Source organism: Skermania sp. ID1734 (genome assembly GCF_007489285.1).
GTDB lineage: Bacteria > Actinomycetota > Actinomycetes > Mycobacteriales > Mycobacteriaceae > ID1734.
The window spans coordinates 1-16,297 of the sequence record NZ_VLIY01000004.1; the positions used below are offsets into that span (position 1 = coordinate 1).

Sequence of the window (16,297 nt, forward strand, 5' to 3'; positions counted from 1 at the left end):
ACCCCACCGAGCGGCTCAACCGAGAGATCCGCCGCCGCACCGACGTCGTGGGCATCTTCCCCAACCGAGATGCCATCGTCCGCCTCATCGGCGCCGTCCTTGCCGAGCAGACCGACGAATGGGCCGAAGGACGCCGATACCTCGGACTCGAAGTCCTGGGCCGCTGCCGACTCACCCTGACCACCGACACCGACACCAGCTCGCAGACGGAGGTGACCACTGATGCACTGATGCAACTACCCGCCTGATCACCAACGAAGGATCACAATTCAGTTACACCACTTCTAGGGGCTTGACCACCGGCATAACCGCGCGATTTCCCGATGGCGGTCAAGCGGCGAAACGGACCGAAACATCGTGGAGGATGCGCGACCCGTTCACGTGCAAGGTGCCGCCCATCTGCTCGACAACCACCCGACATTCCTCGCAGGGCGGATGCACCGCGCCGTACCCGAGTTGCGCTGCCCACGCGTATTGCCCAGCACACCGTTGACAGATGCCGCGACGCAGAACCGCCGCTTTGAGGCAGTCCCAGCGCTTCGCCCGGCGCACGGATTCCGGCGCAGGCGACCCGATCTGAGGACCGGGTTAGCGCTTCCGGGTACCGCAACTAGGGCGAGAAATCGGCGTGGAAGTCATTCCCCGGCCTCCGCGCTTGGACCGGCAACTTCGAACGGAGTTTTGCCGAGCAACATCGACTGCTTTGCCCGGTGTGCGCGCTTGCGGGCCTGGTCGGCGGCAAACGCTTGGTCTGCGATGTGCTGCCATGCCGGACCCCGTCCCGCCACAAACCGTTCGGCGAGTTCGGCCGCGGCGGCGTTTGCGCGGGCGTGATGGTCGGCGACTGCCTGCTGACGTGCAGCGCGGAGGCTTGCGGCGTGGTTGGCGTCGTGCGCTTGGTTGCGCAGATCGCGGACCGTCGGCCCCTGCGCGGCGTCGGCGTCGAGGGCTTCGAGGGCTTCACGTTCGGCGCGGGCACGCTCACCAAGCACTGCGCCTGCGGTCCTCGACTGCCGAAGGGCCTCGATTTCGTTGTGTGCCGCCTGGCGGCGCTCGTCGCGCTCGGCACGCGCTGCGGCGGCGCGGTCGAGGCGAGCTTGTTCGGCTGCCAAGGCGAATCCCGAAACTTGGTCTGTCATTTGTTGCTCCATCAGTTGATTCAGTTGGGTTGTGCCCGGCGTTGGCCGGGACGGTTATTCCCAGACTTGTTGCCCGGGTTGCTCTGGTTCGACCGAGTTCTCGAGCGCGACGACCAACCTGTCGAGCATCGAAACCGCTTCTGCCTGGCTATCATTCGGCCGGTCGATGGTGCGCAGCATCGCCACGTGCTTATCGACCAACACGCCGAGCACCACTGCTCGATGCTTCGCCTCTACCGGATCGCCGAGTACGTCGATCACGTCGAGTGCATCCGATGCCTTTGCGAGCAGTCGGTCACAGAAATGCTGCCGTTTCGCCTCGCCAGTAAGCCGGTTCGCCGCGACGGCTTCGGCGGTGCGCTCGGCCGGTGTGTTGATCCCCATGGCGGCGAGGTCACGGCTGACGGTCGACTTACTGGCACCGACGTTGGCCGCGATTTCCCGGATCGACAGACCGGCGTCGGCGAGTTCGGCGACGCGCTGGCGGCGCTGTTTTTGGGGGTCGGGACGTGTCACGCGGCCGCCTGACCATCGACCCTCACGAGCGCTAGTTCGGACTTACGGGAGCAGTCCGGGTGGACACCCTTAGCGGCTGCGAGGAGACCGAGCGGGTGCCGGCAAACCGGGCACAAATCGGAATCCGTGCCATTCGTGCCACGCGCGTACCGTATGTCCTGAGCGTTGGCACGGGTGGCACAGATCGAATCTTGGCACAGTTCGTTAGTGTCCTGACCTGCTGTTTCTTGACCTGTGCCACCTGTGCCACCTGTGCCAAGGTTTTTAGACACGGGTTCAGTGTTGGCATGGGTCGATGCTTGCCAAAAGCTGCGGCGACCCCGCGCTACCACGCTCACACCCATGTCATGACGAGCACGCTGCAACGTGCGCTCGGCGATCCCGGCATCCTTGGCCGCCGCTTTCAACTCGGCAGAATCGTGTTCGCCGCCGTCCTCCAGTTCGTCGGCGAGCCAAATTTTCGCTTCGTCCAGTGCTGCCGCAGCGCCGCTCGACCCACCCGATTCCTGCGCTGCCTCGGCCGCCTCGGCAAAGGTCTGGCGGGCAGTTGTCGCTGCGTCGCCCACCCATTCCAGGACCGGGACGGTGCCATCGCTCTCCGCTGTTGGCGTGAACCGCTGGACCGTGCCGATCTTGAACTTGGAGGCTGCGATCTTGCCCGCGAGGTTCGTCTTTTCCGGGCCGATCAACAGTGCGCTCTCATCGTCTGGGTCCGGCTGCGCCAATAGCGTGAACCGCACTTTCTTGCGGATTTCTCCAGACATGCCGTAGGCGTTGCGCACATTCCCGCTCGCGTCGCGGTTCAGATGACCACATAACAGCACCGCTACACCTGTGCTCGACGCGAGGTCTTTCCACGGGTGCAGGGCTTGCCGGGCTTGCTGTGGGTCGCGAACCGAAAGCGTGCTCGGCAGCGTGTCCGACCAGGCGTCGACGGCAACCAATGCGGCTCCCTCGGCTACAGCGTCCTTCACTACGTCCAGGTGCTTAGGGAATGTGGGCGACCCGGTGCCGTCCTTTTCTTCGCAGATAACCCGGATAAATTCGAGGTCTGCGCCAGCCGCTTCGAGGCGTGGGCGTGCCGTGGAAACCCAGTCGTCCTCGGTGAGGACGAGCACGGCGCCTTGCGGCTGACGTGCGGGTATCCCGAAGCCTGCGAAGGGTTTTCCGGTCGTTATGAGTGCGGTCAGCCAAGTCACAAAAAGCGACTTACCGATGCCTTCGCTACCGACCAAGTAGGTGATTGCGGCGCAGGGAAGCCGGTTCGTTGCGAGCCATTCGATGGGTGCGGACGCGGCGAGTTCGGTTGCACGCCAGGCTTTCGGCCCACCGATCAGTGACCGGATCGTGTCCTTGTCGATTCCACTCGGTGCGGCCGCCCAGAGATCAGCGGATGCGGCACCGATGGGTAAGCTGGTCAAAGTTGGTGACCTTTCGAGGTGTTGTGGGTTGGTCCCGCGTAGGCGGCGGGACCGTTCCCGTTCTCAAGGCAGCAGGTGCGCCAACTGATCAAACTGGTCGTAACCTTGTTGTTCCATCGCTGCGGCGACACCCAACGCACCCGATGCTCCAGCGGTGTCGCCTTCGCTTGCGCACCACGTTGCGTGCGCCCGGAAATCCGCTGGTGTCCAATACCCGAGCACCCTGTCGAGCGTCGCGGTGACCGGGTAGGCCTTACCGAGCTCCCCTTTGTCGATTGCCATGTCAGCCATTGATGTTGTGTTCCTTTGCAGTAGGGGCGGATTCGGAGTGTTCGACCTCGGCACGTTCCTGTCGAACGGCGTCCACGGCGTTCCAGTGGGGATAGCCGGCAAGCGACACAAGTTCACGGTCCCTCTCGGTGACCGGCTCGCCATCAATCCGTTCGAGCGAGTCCAGGTTCTCGCTTTCAAGGAAATCGCAAACCGACCCTGGCGTCATGTTCGACAGGGCGCCAACGATTTTCAGGTCGGTCGCGTCGAGGGACGCGTCCTTTTCGTGAAGCGCGAAGACCTCACCGACGGTCAGGCCAACCGCGGTTAGCGCGTCGGCGATGTCCAGAGCGGTCAGCATCGCATCGACACTCGCGCCGGTGTCTTGCAGGTGGTGCGCGTGGTCGGCGAAGTCGCCGCCACCCCATTCCCGCAGCGGCGCGTACTCGTCGCCCACGATCCGGCGCGGCCGGTCCAAGTCCAGCGCATCGCCCTTCACGCCGCACATCCTTTTGCGGCAGTGGCGACCGACTCGGACTGTGCCGCAACTGTTCCCGGCACAGTCCGCTGCGCCTCTAGCCAGGCGTCCAGGTCGGCGATGCTGTAGCGAATAGTGCGGGTGCCGATCCTCACGTACGCGGGACCGATCCCTTTGGCGCGCCAAGCGGCGAGAGTGTGCTCACCCTCCAGCCCGATGTAGGCAGTCGCGGTTGCGGTGTCCACCCATGTTGTTGCGTTTTTGGTCGTCATTGCGCCCCTTCGAGTTCCGCGTGACTCGGCCTCGCGTCGTGTCACTTGCTGTAGCCCACAATAACGTTCGATTGGCGACAGTCTGACCAAACACATTGTGACGCAACACCTGTCGCGATATCACGCGTTATTGCGCGAGTCGCCAAATCCGCCAGTTTCGTTAGGAAAGTTTTTTGATTTTGCCGGAGTAAGTGGCGGGACCGAGTAATTCGCCATCTCGCCGTAGTGAGTTATCTCACAGTGTACTCAGTGAAAGCGTCACCTTTGCATAGGCTGTGGGACATGAGCGGAGCACGCAAGCCCGGAAACGTCACCATCGAAGACCGCCACTACCGCACCGACCGCGCCACCGGCAAGCGAGTTCCCAACGCCTCGGCGTGGACTACCGGACCAGACGGCAAGCCGGTCCCAACGGTCAAGCGTTGGCGCGTCCGGTGGACCGACATGGAGGGTAAGCAGCGTTCCCAATCCTTCGATAGGAAATCGGAAGCAGTAGGTTTCGCCGACGATGTACGCGACCGGCTTCGCAAGGGTGTCACCACCGATCCGCGCGCCGCTGCCATGACCGTGGCCGAACTCGGGAAGGTGTTCCTGGCTATGACGGGTCGGGCACCGTCTACCGTCGCCTCGTACCGGTCGATCTGGGAGAACCATGTAATTCCGACGTGGGGAACAACGCCAGTCCGGTCGGTGACGCACACGGCCGTGACCGCGTGGGTGTCGCAGGTGGCAGCGTCGGGTAAGTCGGCCGCGACTGTCCGCAAGGCGCACGTCCTACTCGACCAGGTGCTCGAGCTCGCGGTGCGCGATGGCCGGATCACGTCCAATCCTGCGCGCGGCGTCAAGCTTCCGAAGCTGTCCGGGCCACGTACCCGATACTTGACCCCTACCGAGGTCGAAAAGGTCGCTCTCGAGGCTGACAGGCTGCGTCCCGGCGGGTTCTGGGGCGAGTTGATCCGCTTCGCCTGCTACTCCGGGCTGCGGGCCGGGGAGCTAGCCGGATTGCGGGTCTCCGACGTTGATGTCGAGGGCGGAATCGTGCGGGTGAGGCAGGCGTACACCGAGGTCGGCGGCGAACTGGTGTTGGGCTTGCCCAAGGGCGACAAAACCCGCGACGTGAACGTAAAACCGGAACGACTGGAGCGGCTGAGTCCGTGGCTGGACGGAAAGGACGCGACCGCGCTGGTGTTCTCCCAGGACGGCACAACGGCGTTGCGGCGCTCGAACTGGGCTGGTCGGGTGCTAACTCCTGCCGCCGAGGCAGCAGGGCTGGCACCGTTGACACCGCATGACCTGCGGCACACCTTCGCGTCGATTGCGGCGTCGCGGAAGACTCCGATCCAGGCCGTGTCCAAGTGGCTCGGTCACGGAGACATTTCGATCACTGCCCGCATCTACACGCACCTGTTTCCGGAAGACTTGTCGGCTGCGGCGGCTCTGCTGTGACCCGGTCCCATTGCCCGATTCCAGGCCGGTTTTTTACCCGGTGTGTACCGGTTGTGTACGGAGTGGCGTTAGAGACGGAGAAAGCCGGTCCCGGTGTGACCCGAAAACCGGCTTTGACCTGCCGTTTCTCTTGGAGCCGCCTGGGGGAATCGAACCCCCGACCTTTTCATTACGAGTGAAGCGCTCTACCGACTGAGCTAAGGCGGCGTGCCTTACGGCGCAGGCGAGTCTATCGTCTCGGTGCCCAAGATGCGAAAACGCCCCTGCCCCGAAGGGCGATTCCGGCTATCTGCTCGCTTGCGCCAACCGGGCCAGCATCCCCGCCACCGCAAAGCGCGGCTTGACGTTGAGCTCGAGCGCCTCCCGGCAGTCGAGTACCGCGTCGAGACTCTTCAACATTGCGGCCGAACCCTGGCGCGACAGGTCGTCGATCACCTCGGTCATGTCCGGGTGTGTTTCGGTGGCAGCTGCGCCGAACGAACGGGCCAGCGCATCCCGATACAGGCCGGCCAGGTCGATCAGTGCGCGGTCCAGGGCATCACGGTTGGTTCGGGTAGCTCGGGACTTCTGCCGGCGTTCGAGTTCCTTCAGCACGCCCGCCGAGCCGCGCAGCGCTCCCGCCGCTCCTTTGCCCGTGCCGCCTGCGCCCAATGCGGTGCGCAACGCCTCCGTTTCCTCCTCGTCGCGGGCAGCGCTCATCGCCTTGGCCTCGGCTTCGGCGGCGCGGACGAGTTCCTCGGCGGCCTCATAGGCTCGCGCCGGAGTGGTCGCCGCGGTGGCCAAGTCGAGGGCACGGCGACGCTGGTTGCGCGCCTCCTCGTCGGTCGCCAGCCGCCGCGCCCTGCCGACGTGGCCCCCCGAAACCGACGCCGCCCACTCGGCGACGTGGCGGTCGAGGCCGTCCCTGGCCACCAGCACCTCAGCAATGGCTGCGGCACCAGGCGTAACCAAGTGAATATGGCGGCACCGGGACCGCAAGGTCACCGAAATGTCCTCTGGATCGACGGTGGGCGCACACAGCAGAAACACGGTGCGCTCAGGCGGTTCCTCGACGATTTTGAGCAGCGCATTCGCCGCGCCCTCGGTGAGCCGATCGGCATCCTCGATGATTACCACCTGCCAGCGACCCGTGCTCGGGCGACGGGCGGCGATCTGCACGATGCCACGCATTTCGGCGACGCTGATGCTCAAACCCTCGGGAATGACTCGTCGCACGTCGCCGTGCGTGCCTGCCATGGTGGTGGTGCACGCGTGACAGGTGCCGCAGCCTGGGTCACCCTCCGAAGTGCATTGCAGCGCAGCGGCGAAACACATCGCCGCAACCGACCGTCCGGAGCCTGGCGGGCCGGTGAACAGCCACGAGTGCGTCATGGCCGAACCCGCCGCGGCCGCGCCCTGCCTGGCCGCGATGGCAGTCGCCATCAAGTCGGCCGCCACCTCAGCCTGACCGATCATCCGATCGAAAACACCGCTCACTGGTCGGGGAACCACTGTTTGACGGTCTCCTTGTCGATGCCCGCGCGAGCGAGGGTGGAATTCGCCCCGTCGAGCGATTCACGGATGATGTCCGCATGCCCGGAGTGGTGGGCGATCTCGCGGAAGATGTGCAGCAAGATACGCCGCACCGACCACCATTCGCGTTCTGGCTGCCACGGCGCCGTAGGCAGCGGAACCAGGTCTTCGAGATTGTCCAGTCCGCGGACAACGCGCTCGGTTTCGGCGACGACCTCGTCCCATTCCGCCAGTAGGCCCGCAACCGATTGCTCTTCGGTCATCCGGTAGCCGTCGGCAGCGAGCGACATGTCGAATTCCGAATTCGGGTCACGCTCGACAATCACCCGGATCCAATGCCGCTCGGTCATGGCCAGATGCTTGAGCAGACCGCCCAGCGTCAACTCGCTGACCGTGGTGCGCTGGCGGGCCTTCTCGTCGTCGATATCGCGCAGCGTGACCCGGAACATCTCCCGTTGTTCGGCCAGGCTGGTGAGGTAATCGGTGCGTTCGCCACTGGCGTTTGGATCTGGGGTGACCATCGCGTCCTCGTTTCGGCTCGTTGTGAGACAGCGTCAGGCTATGCCGACCCACCGACAAAACGCGTGCTCAGGTACTCGCTTTGCGCGGGGCTGCCTTCTTTGCGGTCGCCTTCTTAGCGGCGGTCTTCTTCGCTGCCGTCTTCTTAGCCGGAGCCTTCTTGGCGGCCTTCTTCGCCGACTTGCGCTGCACCGGCCCGCGCGCGCGCCGATCGGCCAGCAACTCCGACGCGCGCTCGTCGGTGATCGACTCGACCTCGTCGCCCTTGCGCAGGCTCGCGTTGGTCTCGCCGTCGGTGACGTACGGGCCGAACCGGCCGTCCTTGATCACCATCGGCTTGCCGCTGACCGGGTCGGTACCGAGCTCGCGTAACGGCGCGGTGGACGCCGCCTGCCGACCGCGCCGCTTGGGCTCGGCATAGATCTTCAACGCCTCGTCCAGCGTGACCGTGAAGATCTGTTCCTCACGCTCCAGCGACCGCGAATCCGTGCCCTTCTTCAAATATGGTCCGTAGCGGCCGTTTTGGGCGGTGATCTCTTCCTTGGACTCCGGGTCGACACCGACCACGCGCGGCAGCGACAGCAGCTTCAACGCGTCATCAAGTGTCACCGTCGCCAAATCCATTGACTTGAACAGTGATCCGGTACGCGGCTTTACCTTCGTCTTCTTGGTCGACTCGACCTCAGCCTCGGGGATCACCTCGGTGACATACGGGCCGAATCTGCCTTCCTTGGCGACGATTTCGCGACCGGTGTCCGGGTCGATACCAAGCACCCGACCCTCCTGCGGTGTGGCAAAAAGCTTTTCGGCCACCTCGGCGGTCAGCTCGTCCGGCGGCAAATCGTCGGGCAGGTTGGCCCGCTGCGAAATTGCATCGCCGTCGGGATCATCCGGGTTCGCCACCATGCGTTCCAGATAAGGACCGAACCGTCCGACCCGGACCACCACATCCCGGCCTTCGCTGTCCTGAAACAGCTTGATGGAGTTGACTTCCCGGGCATCGATCGCCTCCAGGCGATCGCCGACCATCTTTTTCAGACCGCCCTCGCGGGCCACCGAGCCGTCCGCTCCGTACGCGCCCCCGAAATAAAAGCTGGACAACCAGTTTTCGCGCTGCTCATGACCGCCGGCGATCTCGTCGAGGTCGTTCTCCATGGCGGCGGTGAAGTCGTAGTCGACCAGTCGGCCGAAATGCGCTTCCAGCAGACCGACTACCGCGAACGCCACCCAGGACGGCACCAATGCGCTGCCGCGCTTGTATACGTAGCCGCGGTCGAGAATCGTCTTGATGATCGACGCGTAGGTCGACGGCCGACCGATGCCCATGTCCTCGAGCGCCTTGATCAACGACGCCTCGGTGTACCGCGCCGGCGGGTTGGTGGTGTGACCATCCGGGTCCAGGTCCGTGGCCGTGACGCGGTGGCCTTCCTCGAGCGCCGGCAGCCGCATCTCGGCGTCGTCGGATTGGCCGCCGGCCAACTCGTCGACGCTCTCCACATACGCCTTCAAGAAACCGGGGAACGTGATGGTGCGGCCGGACGCGGAGAAGACACACTCCGCACCATTGCTCGCGGTGCCCGCGATACGCAGGGTCAGCGTCGTTCCGCGCGCGTCGGCCATCTGCGAGGCCACCGTGCGCTGCCAGATCAGCTCGTAGAGCCGGAACTCGTCGAGATCCAGTGCCGATCGCAACTGACCAGGTGTCGCGAAGACGTCCCCGGCGGGCCGGATCGCCTCGTGCGCTTCTTGGGCGTTTTTCACCTTGCGGGTGTACTGCCGCGGCGTGGGATGCACGTAATCGGGGCCGTACAACTCGCTTGCCTGGTTGCGTGCCGCCGCGATCGCCGACTGCGACAGCGTGGTCGAGTCGGTACGCATATAGGTGATGTAGCCGTTCTCGTACAGCCGTTGCGCGATGCGCATGGTGCGCTCGGAGGAGAACCGCAGCTTGCGCCCAGCCTCCTGCTGCAGCGTCGACGTCATGAACGGCGCATACGGCTTGCGGGTGTACGGCTTGGACTCGGCCGAGACGACCGTGAGTTCGGCGCCCTGCAATGCGTCGGCGAGGCGCCGGGCGGCTGCCTCGTCGAGCACGGTCACGGCGTCGGCCTTCAATTGCCCGTTGGAGTCGAAGTCGCGTCCGGTTGCCACCCGGGATCCGTCGACATTGACCAGTCGTGCGCCAAACGTCCGGGGGCTCGCCTTCTCGCCGGCATCGAGCGTCGCCGAGATGTCCCAGTACTCCGCCGACCGGAACGCCATCCGTTCCCGTTCGCGCTGGACGACGATGCGAGTAGCGACCGACTGAACCCGGCCCGCCGACAGCTTCGGCATGACCTTCTTCCACAGCACGGGGCTGACCTCATAGCCGTACAGGCGGTCGAGGATGCGACGGGTTTCCTGGGCGTCGACCAGATTGTTGTCGAGGTCGCGGGTCTCCCGGGCGGCCGCGAGGATGGCCGGCTCGGTGATCTCGTGGAAGACCATCCGACGGACCGGCACCTTGGGCTTGAGCGTCTCGAGCAGGTGCCAGGCGATGGCCTCGCCCTCACGGTCGGGGTCGGTGGCCAGGAACAACTCGTCGGCATCTTTGAGCAGCGCCTTGAGCTCGGAGACCTTGGCCTTCTTGTCCGGGTTGATCACATACAGCGGTTCGAAGTCGTGGTCGACATCCACGCCGAGGCGGGCCCAGGGCTCGCCCTTATATTTGGCCGGCACGTCGGCGGCGCCGCGCGGCAAGTCCCGGATGTGGCCGACAGATGCCTCGACGGTGTAACCCCGGCCGAGGTAGGGCGCGATCTTGCGCGCTTTGGTCGGCGACTCGACAATGACGAGCCGCCGCATGCCGCGTCCGCCGTCCGACGCCGCATCAGCCGCATTCTTATCGCGTGTGGCCACGTGCTGGATGCACCTTTCTCATTACTTCCGCGCCGCCCGATGACATGCGAGATCTTCGCCGTCAGCGCCGACACGGCCCTTCACAGACCGGTTATACACAAGTCCGCCGCGTAACAGCGTGACACATGACGTCCGAATAGCCGCAGTTGAAGTCCACAGATACCCGGTTACGCCCCCGGCCAACCCGCTGCGATGTCGACATCAGCAGGAGCGTCGCCGATGGTTTCGGCAAGTCGAGTCATCCGGCGATGACCGCCAATCCGCAAACTCGGGTGGGTACCACGGGTGCCGACGAGCATCGGCGCGATCCCGATCCGAAGCAGCGCCTGAGCCAGCCGCCCGTGGGTGTCTGGGGCGTGCGGATCGAGCCGTAGCACGAAGCGATCCGGTTGCCCTTCGGCGTTGACACCTTCGCCAAAACCGCACGCCAACGCCCAGATTCTGAGCGCCCTGGGACCGGGTGTCCAGTCCGCCGGCACGGCCTTCACCGCGCCGCGGGTCCATTGCGTGGCGAGGGCGACAAGTTCGGCCACCGGCGCCGTCCGCACCAGCGGATGACCCTCTTCGGAGTACAGGATTTCCGGCTCGATTCCGCATTGCGCGATGTCAGCGGCGATGGCTCGGGCCCGCCACGCCGCGTCGACCACCACCGATATCCGGGCCGCTGTGCCGGAGATCACCGCCTGCCCGACACCGGCGAGCAGACCGCTCAGGTCGGAAACGGTGGGCTGCGTCACCTCCGCCGAGAAGAAAGAGAGCTGTCCCACGCGAGGACCGTAGGTCACCGCAGTACCTCCAGCCGCCTCGCCCCCGCGTGTTCGAATAGCACTCGTCCCCCGAACCTGTGCGGAACGGGGGACGAGAATGCCAGTGCGTCGACTCTGACGCTCGCCATTCTTGGCGATATTCCAATCAGAGTGCGCGCACGCCGGTGGCCTGCGGCCCCTTCGTGCCCTGGCCTACCTCGAATTCCACGCGCTGGTTCTCCTCCAGCGTGCGGAAGCCGCTGCCCTGGATTTCGGAGTAGTGCACGAAGACGTCGGCGGAGCCGTCTTCCGGCGCGATGAAGCCGAAGCCCTTCTCCGCGTTGAACCACTTCACAGTTCCCTGTGCCATGCTTTTCCTTCTCTTTCAAACGGACGGCGGAGGAGACTGTCTTTCCGCCGGGTCCGCAACAACACCCAGAAGCTGCGACCAGGAGTCAGTCAATCATGAGAATCGTTGAGGCAACAGAGGCACAGCAAACAATTCGATAAAAAGTTGATCTTGCGAAAGAGCAGGTGAACGGGGTGCGACCGTTTGTGAACGCCAAGTTGGTTTATTGCCCGTAACCCAACTCCGGATCACCCGAATCGGGCCTCATCGAGTCGATCCGATCAGACCGGCACCAGACCGACGTCGGCGCAGCCCGCGCGCAGGGTGTCGAAGCCGAATGCGGCAACGGGTCCGACGACGCCGGCGACCGAGGCGCCGTGCTGCTGAAGTTGTTGCGCCGCCCAGGCGATGAGTTCGCCGGTGAGGCTGTAGGAACTCGGCCCTTCGACGTGAACTTCGGCCAGTGGTGCGCTGTCGGAGGATGCCACGGCCGCGACGTGCGTGCGCGTGCGGGCGCGTTCGGCGGCGTCTGGTCCACCGGGCGGCCCGACCAAGGGGCGAGTGGTGACATCGACCAGCTTTCGTCCGAACGGAATTCGGGTAGCCGCCGCCGACAGCGCCGACATCGCGCTGATGGGCCGACTTAACGACGGGAACCACCCGTTATAGACGGTGACCGAATCGAGCGCGGGGAATTCCTCGGGGAGAAACAGCACTTCGGTGCCGGATACCAGGAAGGCGTTGCGACGTTGCCCGCGGACCGTGAAGCTGTGCACCTCAGATGCGGTGCGTCGCTCGACGAGTCGGTGCTGGTGCCACAACAGCGAGGGGAGCGTGAGTCCGTCGCGCATGGTCGTGCGGGTGCCCTGGCTGAGGCCGCGCCACAGCGGGCCGGTGGCAAAGTAGCCGACGTCGATCGAACGCACGGCGACTCCTGCTTGCCGCACCGCAAGCGTCGCCGCGAGGATCCCGGGCACATAGTCGTAGCCGAATGCGGGCAGCATGAGAGAGCCGGTTTCGCGCGCTCGCTCGTGCAGGTCCCGGCGCAAGTCAGCCACGAATCCGACTTCGCCGGTGGTGTCGATGTAGTGCGCGCCGGAGTCGGCTGCCGCCCGGGCGACGTTGTGGCCGAATCGTTCGAACGGCCCGACTGTGGTGATGAGGACGTCGCCGCTGTGCACCAGCTTCGCGAGCTGCGCGGCATCGGTGACGTCAGCTACGGCACACTCCAGATCGCCGTGGCGTTCGGCGATCGCTGCCAGCGCGTTCCGGTTGCGACCAGCCAGCACCGGCGTCAGGCCGCGGTCGAGCAGCGCGTCCAAGACGAGGCCACCGGTGTAACCGGTCGCGCCGAGCAACACGATCCGTGCAGTCATCGGGAATCAACGCCCTTCGTGAACTTCGATATGACGGTGCGGGTGGCCGCGCCGGATCCGGTGCGCGATGCAGTTCATCGAGTCTTCCTTATTTATTTGTGCCCAGGCCGAGCAATCGTCGAAACGTATGCGGCGGCGCTCAGCGGCCGTCATCTGCGGTGCTCGCAAGAAGGATAGAAGTTCAAGTTAACGCTGTCAACATATAGGCGGCATTGCGCAAGGTCGGCCCAGCGCTTACAGCACGGATCTGACGTCGGTATGCACGAAGTCGTCGCCCTTGTACAGCAATGGCTTTCGTTCGACGGTGGCCAGCGCGTACGCAAAACAGTCACCAAAGTTCAGCCGTGCCGGGTGGCCACTTCCCTTGCCAAAGTCTCGGTATGCACGTCGGGCCACCCGAGCGTGCTCCAGCGATACCGGTACCAATTGAATCTGCCAGACTTCGATCAACTCACCGAATCGCCGCGGAACTACCGGGTCTGAGTGCCGGTCCACCTTGACAGCGACTTCCAAGTGGTTGACCACCGACATCGACGTCTCCGTCGACGAGGTCAAGACTTCGGCGAACCTCCGGCGTTCCGGCTCGTTCAGCAGAATGGCGAGAATCGCCGAGGCATCGACGATCACGCGGGCATCCCGGACTCGTCATAGAGGTCGTCTGCCCCGAGCGCCGCGCGGTCGGCGTCGGTCAAGCGGGCGTCGATGTCCTCGAGGATGGCGCCGACACGGCGGGTTCGATCGGGTCCTCCACCCGCCTCCCTTTCGTCAAGCTCGGCGAGCAGGCGAGCAAGAGCCTCCTCGATCACACTGGTCTGCGACCGCCCCATCCGCCGGGCTGCTTCCCGAGCAAGCGCATGAACCCGCTCGTTTTTGATGTTCAAGCTCATGTTTTCTACCATACTTCCTCAAAATGGTAGACATCTACCGCTAGCCATCCATTCGGTCTCGTCAGCAACCGGACTACCATCAACGGTCTTGAACACACGACTTTCTTTTCTCATGACGCCGGCTGCCGAGCTGACCTACGGACGTTCCCTGCTCAACCGGGTGCTGGTTGGCGTGCCAGCTTCCGAAGATCCGCTCACCCACGTTGCCGATATTCCGGCGCGCGAGGCGCAATACGAACAATGGCCGGCATGGGTCGACGCGCACGTCAAACAAGCGTTGACCGAGATCGGCATCAACGGCCCGTGGAGTCACCAGGCCCGCGCCGCGTCGCTCGCGTTTGAAGGCAGCCACGTGGTGATCGCCACCGGCACCGCATCCGGAAAGTCGTTGGCCTACCAGTTGCCGATCCTGACGACGCTGGCCCAAGACCCGACCGCGACGGCCCTGTACCTCTCACCGACCAAGGCGCTCGGCGCCGATCAGCTGAGGGCAGTCGGTGCGCTCACGGCCGGCGGCCTCGACAACATCGCGGCCTGCCCCTACGACGGGGACACCCCGACCGAGAACCGGCAGTGGGCGCGCAATAACGCCCGCTGGATTTTCACCAATCCCGACATGGTGCACTTGGGCATCCTGCGCGCCCATACCCGCTGGAGCCGGCTGCTGCGCAATCTGCGTTATGTGGTCATCGACGAGTGCCACCACTACCGCGGCGTGTTCGGTTCCAATGTCGCACTGGTGATCCGCCGCCTGCGCCGGATCGCCGCCCGCTACGGCGCCGACCCAGTCTTCATTCTGGCCAGCGCCACCACCGCCAACCCGGCCGGCGCTGCCAGTCGCCTCATCGGCGCCCCGTGCGCGGAGGTAACCGAAGACGGTTCACCCCACGGCTCGCGCACTGTCGCGTTGTGGGAACCGCCGCTACTCGAGCATGTCACCGGCGAGAACGGTGCGCCGGTGCGGAGGTCGGCTGGCTCGGAGGCCGCCCGCATTATGGCGGACCTGTTGGTCGAAGGCGCCCGAACGCTGACGTTCGTGCGGTCCCGCCGCGGCGCCGAGCTGACCGCGATGTCGACCCGACGCCTGCTCGCCGAGGTCGATCCCGACCTGGTCGAGCGCGTGGCCGCGTACCGGGCCGGTTACCTGGCCGAGGACCGGCGCGCGCTCGAAGCGGCTCTCGCTGACGGCTCACTGCTGGGCGCGGCCACCACGAACGCGCTCGAACTCGGCGTCGACATCGCGGGCCTCGACGCCGTCGTCGTTGCCGGGTTCCCGGGCACCGTGGCGTCCTTCTGGCAGCAGTCCGGCCGCGCTGGCCGCGCCGGTCAGGGGGCCCTGGTGGTTCTCGTCGCCCGTGACGACCCCCTGGACACCTATCTGGTGCACAATCCCGCCGCACTCCTGAACAAGCCGGTCGAGGCCACGGTTACCGACCCCACCAACCCGTACGTGCTTGGGCCGCAGTTGCTTTGCGCTGCGGCGGAACTCCCCTTGACCGACGAGGAAGTGCGTGGCTACGACGCCTGGGACTTACTCACCGAATTGGCCGACGAAGGCTTGATCAAGCGGCGCGGTCACGGTTGGTTCGTGGGTGCCGACGTGCATCCACACGACGCCCTGGACATCCGCGGCGGCATCGGTACCCAGATCGCGATCGTGGAATCGACCACCGGGCGCATGCTCGGGACCAGTGACATGGGACGCGCTTACTCAACGCTGCACCGCGACGCCGTGCACATCCACCAGGGTGAGAGCTTCATCGTCGAGGAACTCGACCTCGACAGCGGAATCGCGCTGGTGCGCAACGAAACCCCGGAGTGGACCACATCGGCCCGCGAGATCACCGATATTCGTATCGAACAGCGCCTATCGAACGCCCATTTCGGCGACGTCGAGGTGGCGTTCGTCCGGGTTGAAGTCACCCACCAGGTGATCGGTTATCTACGCACCCTCGCCAGCGGTGAGGTGCTCGACATGGTCGATCTCGACATGCCGACCCAGACCTTGCATACCACGGCAGTGATGTACACAGCGACGCCGGAGTTGCTGCAGCGAAACGGTATTGAGCCAGAGAAATTCCCGGGTGCGTTGCACGCGGCCGAGCACGCCGCGATCGGCTTGCTGCCGCTCGTCGCCACCTGCGACCGTTGGGATATCGGCGGGGTCTCCACGGCGCTTCATCAAGACACTGGTCTGCCAACGGTTTTCGTCTACGACGGTCATCCCGGTGGCGCAGGTTTTGCCGAGCGCGGCCATCGTGAGATCCGCGCGTGGCTGACCGCCACGAAGACCGCCGTGGAGAATTGCGAGTGCCCAGCGGGCTGCCCGTCCTGTGTGCAATCACCTAAGTGCGGCAACGGGAATCATCCCCTCGACAAAGCCGGCGCGGTTCAATTGCTCGGCGCGGTACTCGGCGAGTTGGGAACCTAGTGCCCCGTCAACGAAGGGGCACTAGCGCCGTTCGATG

Annotated in this window: 17 protein-coding genes and 1 tRNA gene; 3 read left to right on the top strand and 15 right to left on the bottom strand. The window is 64.9% G+C overall.

Annotated elements, in window-relative coordinates; genetic code table 11:
- Positions 1 to 248: transposase (locus FOS14_RS05840; RefSeq protein WP_185981611.1), on the top strand; the 248-nt coding region annotated here is incomplete at its 5' end.
- A 387-nt stretch (positions 249 to 635) separates the two neighbouring features.
- Here the strand turns inward: FOS14_RS05840 and FOS14_RS05845 are convergent.
- The 6 genes from FOS14_RS05845 to FOS14_RS05870 form a co-directional block, all read right to left on the bottom strand.
- Positions 636 to 1,139 carry a hypothetical protein gene (locus FOS14_RS05845; RefSeq protein ID WP_143769365.1) on the bottom strand — a complete coding sequence of 168 codons (504 nt, stop codon included), beginning with the start codon at positions 1,137 to 1,139 and terminating at the stop codon, positions 636 to 638.
- Positions 1,140 to 1,193: 54 nt separating this feature from the next.
- Positions 1,194 to 1,655, bottom strand: a complete 462-nt coding sequence (locus tag FOS14_RS05850; protein WP_143769366.1) for a helix-turn-helix domain-containing protein — start codon at positions 1,653 to 1,655, stop codon at positions 1,194 to 1,196.
- Complete coding sequence (locus FOS14_RS05855) at positions 1,652 to 3,076, bottom strand: AAA family ATPase (RefSeq protein WP_143769367.1); 1,425 nt, start codon at positions 3,074 to 3,076, stop codon at positions 1,652 to 1,654. The genes FOS14_RS05850 and FOS14_RS05855 overlap by 4 nt, the downstream gene beginning before the upstream one ends.
- Positions 3,077 to 3,139: 63 nt before the next feature.
- Positions 3,140 to 3,367, bottom strand: a complete 228-nt coding sequence (locus tag FOS14_RS05860; protein ID WP_143769368.1) for a hypothetical protein — start codon at positions 3,365 to 3,367, stop codon at positions 3,140 to 3,142.
- A complete protein-coding gene (locus FOS14_RS05865) occupies positions 3,360 to 3,845 on the bottom strand; it encodes a hypothetical protein (protein ID WP_143769369.1) in 486 nt (161 codons plus the stop codon). Before FOS14_RS05865 ends, FOS14_RS05860 begins: the two co-directional genes overlap by 8 nt.
- On the bottom strand, positions 3,842 to 4,096 hold the full coding sequence (locus FOS14_RS05870) for an AlpA family transcriptional regulator (protein ID WP_221936664.1): 255 nt from the start codon (positions 4,094 to 4,096) through the stop codon (positions 3,842 to 3,844). The genes FOS14_RS05865 and FOS14_RS05870 overlap by 4 nt, the downstream gene beginning before the upstream one ends.
- A 282-nt stretch (positions 4,097 to 4,378) precedes the next feature.
- Here FOS14_RS05870 and FOS14_RS05875 point away from each other — a divergent pair, with 282 nt between their 5' ends.
- Positions 4,379 to 5,542 (top strand): site-specific integrase, encoded by a 1,164-nt coding sequence (locus FOS14_RS05875; RefSeq protein ID WP_143769370.1) that lies wholly within the window; start codon positions 4,379 to 4,381, stop codon positions 5,540 to 5,542.
- A gap of 131 nt (positions 5,543 to 5,673) precedes the next feature.
- Here FOS14_RS05875 and FOS14_RS05880 read toward each other — a convergent pair.
- The 9 genes from FOS14_RS05880 to FOS14_RS05920 all read right to left on the bottom strand — a co-directional run bounded on the left by FOS14_RS05880 (position 5,674) and on the right by FOS14_RS05920 (position 13,829).
- Positions 5,674 to 5,749 (bottom strand) — tRNA-Thr (locus FOS14_RS05880).
- A 78-nt stretch (positions 5,750 to 5,827) separates the two neighbouring features.
- A complete protein-coding gene (locus FOS14_RS05885) occupies positions 5,828 to 7,018 on the bottom strand; it encodes a DNA polymerase III subunit delta' (RefSeq protein ID WP_143769371.1) in 1,191 nt (396 codons plus the stop codon).
- Positions 7,015 to 7,575 carry a DinB family protein gene (locus FOS14_RS05890; RefSeq protein WP_143769372.1) on the bottom strand — a complete coding sequence of 187 codons (561 nt, stop codon included), beginning with the start codon at positions 7,573 to 7,575 and terminating at the stop codon, positions 7,015 to 7,017. Before FOS14_RS05890 ends, FOS14_RS05885 begins: the two co-directional genes overlap by 4 nt.
- 67 nt (positions 7,576 to 7,642) lie before the next feature.
- The gene (gene topA, locus FOS14_RS05895; protein WP_143769612.1) at positions 7,643 to 10,417 is read right to left on the bottom strand and encodes a type I DNA topoisomerase; all 2,775 of its coding nucleotides are present in this window, start codon (positions 10,415 to 10,417) and stop codon (positions 7,643 to 7,645) included.
- A 221-nt stretch (positions 10,418 to 10,638) separates the two neighbouring features.
- Positions 10,639 to 11,238, bottom strand: coding sequence for a hypothetical protein (locus tag FOS14_RS05900; RefSeq protein ID WP_143769373.1), 600 nt, complete (start codon positions 11,236 to 11,238; stop codon positions 10,639 to 10,641).
- 145 nt (positions 11,239 to 11,383) lie between these two features.
- Positions 11,384 to 11,587, bottom strand: coding sequence for a cold-shock protein (locus FOS14_RS05905; protein ID WP_003935252.1), 204 nt, complete (start codon positions 11,585 to 11,587; stop codon positions 11,384 to 11,386).
- A 260-nt stretch (positions 11,588 to 11,847) separates the two neighbouring features.
- Positions 11,848 to 12,942 (bottom strand): trans-acting enoyl reductase family protein, encoded by a 1,095-nt coding sequence (locus tag FOS14_RS05910; protein WP_143769374.1) that lies wholly within the window; start codon positions 12,940 to 12,942, stop codon positions 11,848 to 11,850.
- Positions 12,943 to 13,176: 234 nt separating this feature from the next.
- Positions 13,177 to 13,569, bottom strand: coding sequence for a type II toxin-antitoxin system VapC family toxin (locus FOS14_RS05915; RefSeq protein WP_143769375.1), 393 nt, complete (start codon positions 13,567 to 13,569; stop codon positions 13,177 to 13,179).
- Positions 13,566 to 13,829, bottom strand: coding sequence for a type II toxin-antitoxin system VapB family antitoxin (locus tag FOS14_RS05920; RefSeq protein WP_185981635.1), 264 nt, complete (start codon positions 13,827 to 13,829; stop codon positions 13,566 to 13,568). The genes FOS14_RS05915 and FOS14_RS05920 overlap by 4 nt, the downstream gene beginning before the upstream one ends.
- Positions 13,830 to 13,941: 112 nt before the next feature.
- On the opposite strand from FOS14_RS05920, the gene FOS14_RS05925 reads away from it, so the two are divergent.
- Positions 13,942 to 16,260, top strand: a complete 2,319-nt coding sequence (locus tag FOS14_RS05925) for a DEAD/DEAH box helicase (RefSeq protein WP_143769613.1) — start codon at positions 13,942 to 13,944, stop codon at positions 16,258 to 16,260.
- Positions 16,261 to 16,297: the final 37 nt, after the last annotated feature.

Excerpts from the sequence above, each read along its gene's own strand:
- FOS14_RS05845 (WP_143769365.1), bottom strand. The coding sequence starts at position 1,139 with ATGACAGACCAAGTTTCGGGATTCGCCTTGGCAGCCGAACAAGCTCGC.
- FOS14_RS05860 (WP_143769368.1), bottom strand. The coding sequence starts at position 3,367 with ATGGCTGACATGGCAATCGACAAAGGGGAGCTCGGTAAGGCCTACCCG.
- FOS14_RS05870 (WP_221936664.1), bottom strand. The coding sequence starts at position 4,096 with ATGACGACCAAAAACGCAACAACATGGGTGGACACCGCAACCGCGACT.
- FOS14_RS05875 (WP_143769370.1), top strand. The coding sequence starts at position 4,379 with ATGAGCGGAGCACGCAAGCCCGGAAACGTCACCATCGAAGACCGCCAC.
- FOS14_RS05890 (WP_143769372.1), bottom strand. The coding sequence starts at position 7,575 with ATGGTCACCCCAGATCCAAACGCCAGTGGCGAACGCACCGATTACCTC.
- topA (WP_143769612.1), bottom strand. The coding sequence starts at position 10,417 with ATGCGGCGGCTCGTCATTGTCGAGTCGCCGACCAAAGCGCGCAAGATC.
- FOS14_RS05905 (WP_003935252.1), bottom strand. The coding sequence starts at position 11,587 with ATGGCACAGGGAACTGTGAAGTGGTTCAACGCGGAGAAGGGCTTCGGC.
- FOS14_RS05910 (WP_143769374.1), bottom strand. The coding sequence starts at position 12,942 with ATGACTGCACGGATCGTGTTGCTCGGCGCGACCGGTTACACCGGTGGC.
- FOS14_RS05920 (WP_185981635.1), bottom strand. The coding sequence starts at position 13,829 with ATGAGCTTGAACATCAAAAACGAGCGGGTTCATGCGCTTGCTCGGGAA.
- FOS14_RS05925 (WP_143769613.1), top strand. The coding sequence starts at position 13,942 with ATGACGCCGGCTGCCGAGCTGACCTACGGACGTTCCCTGCTCAACCGG.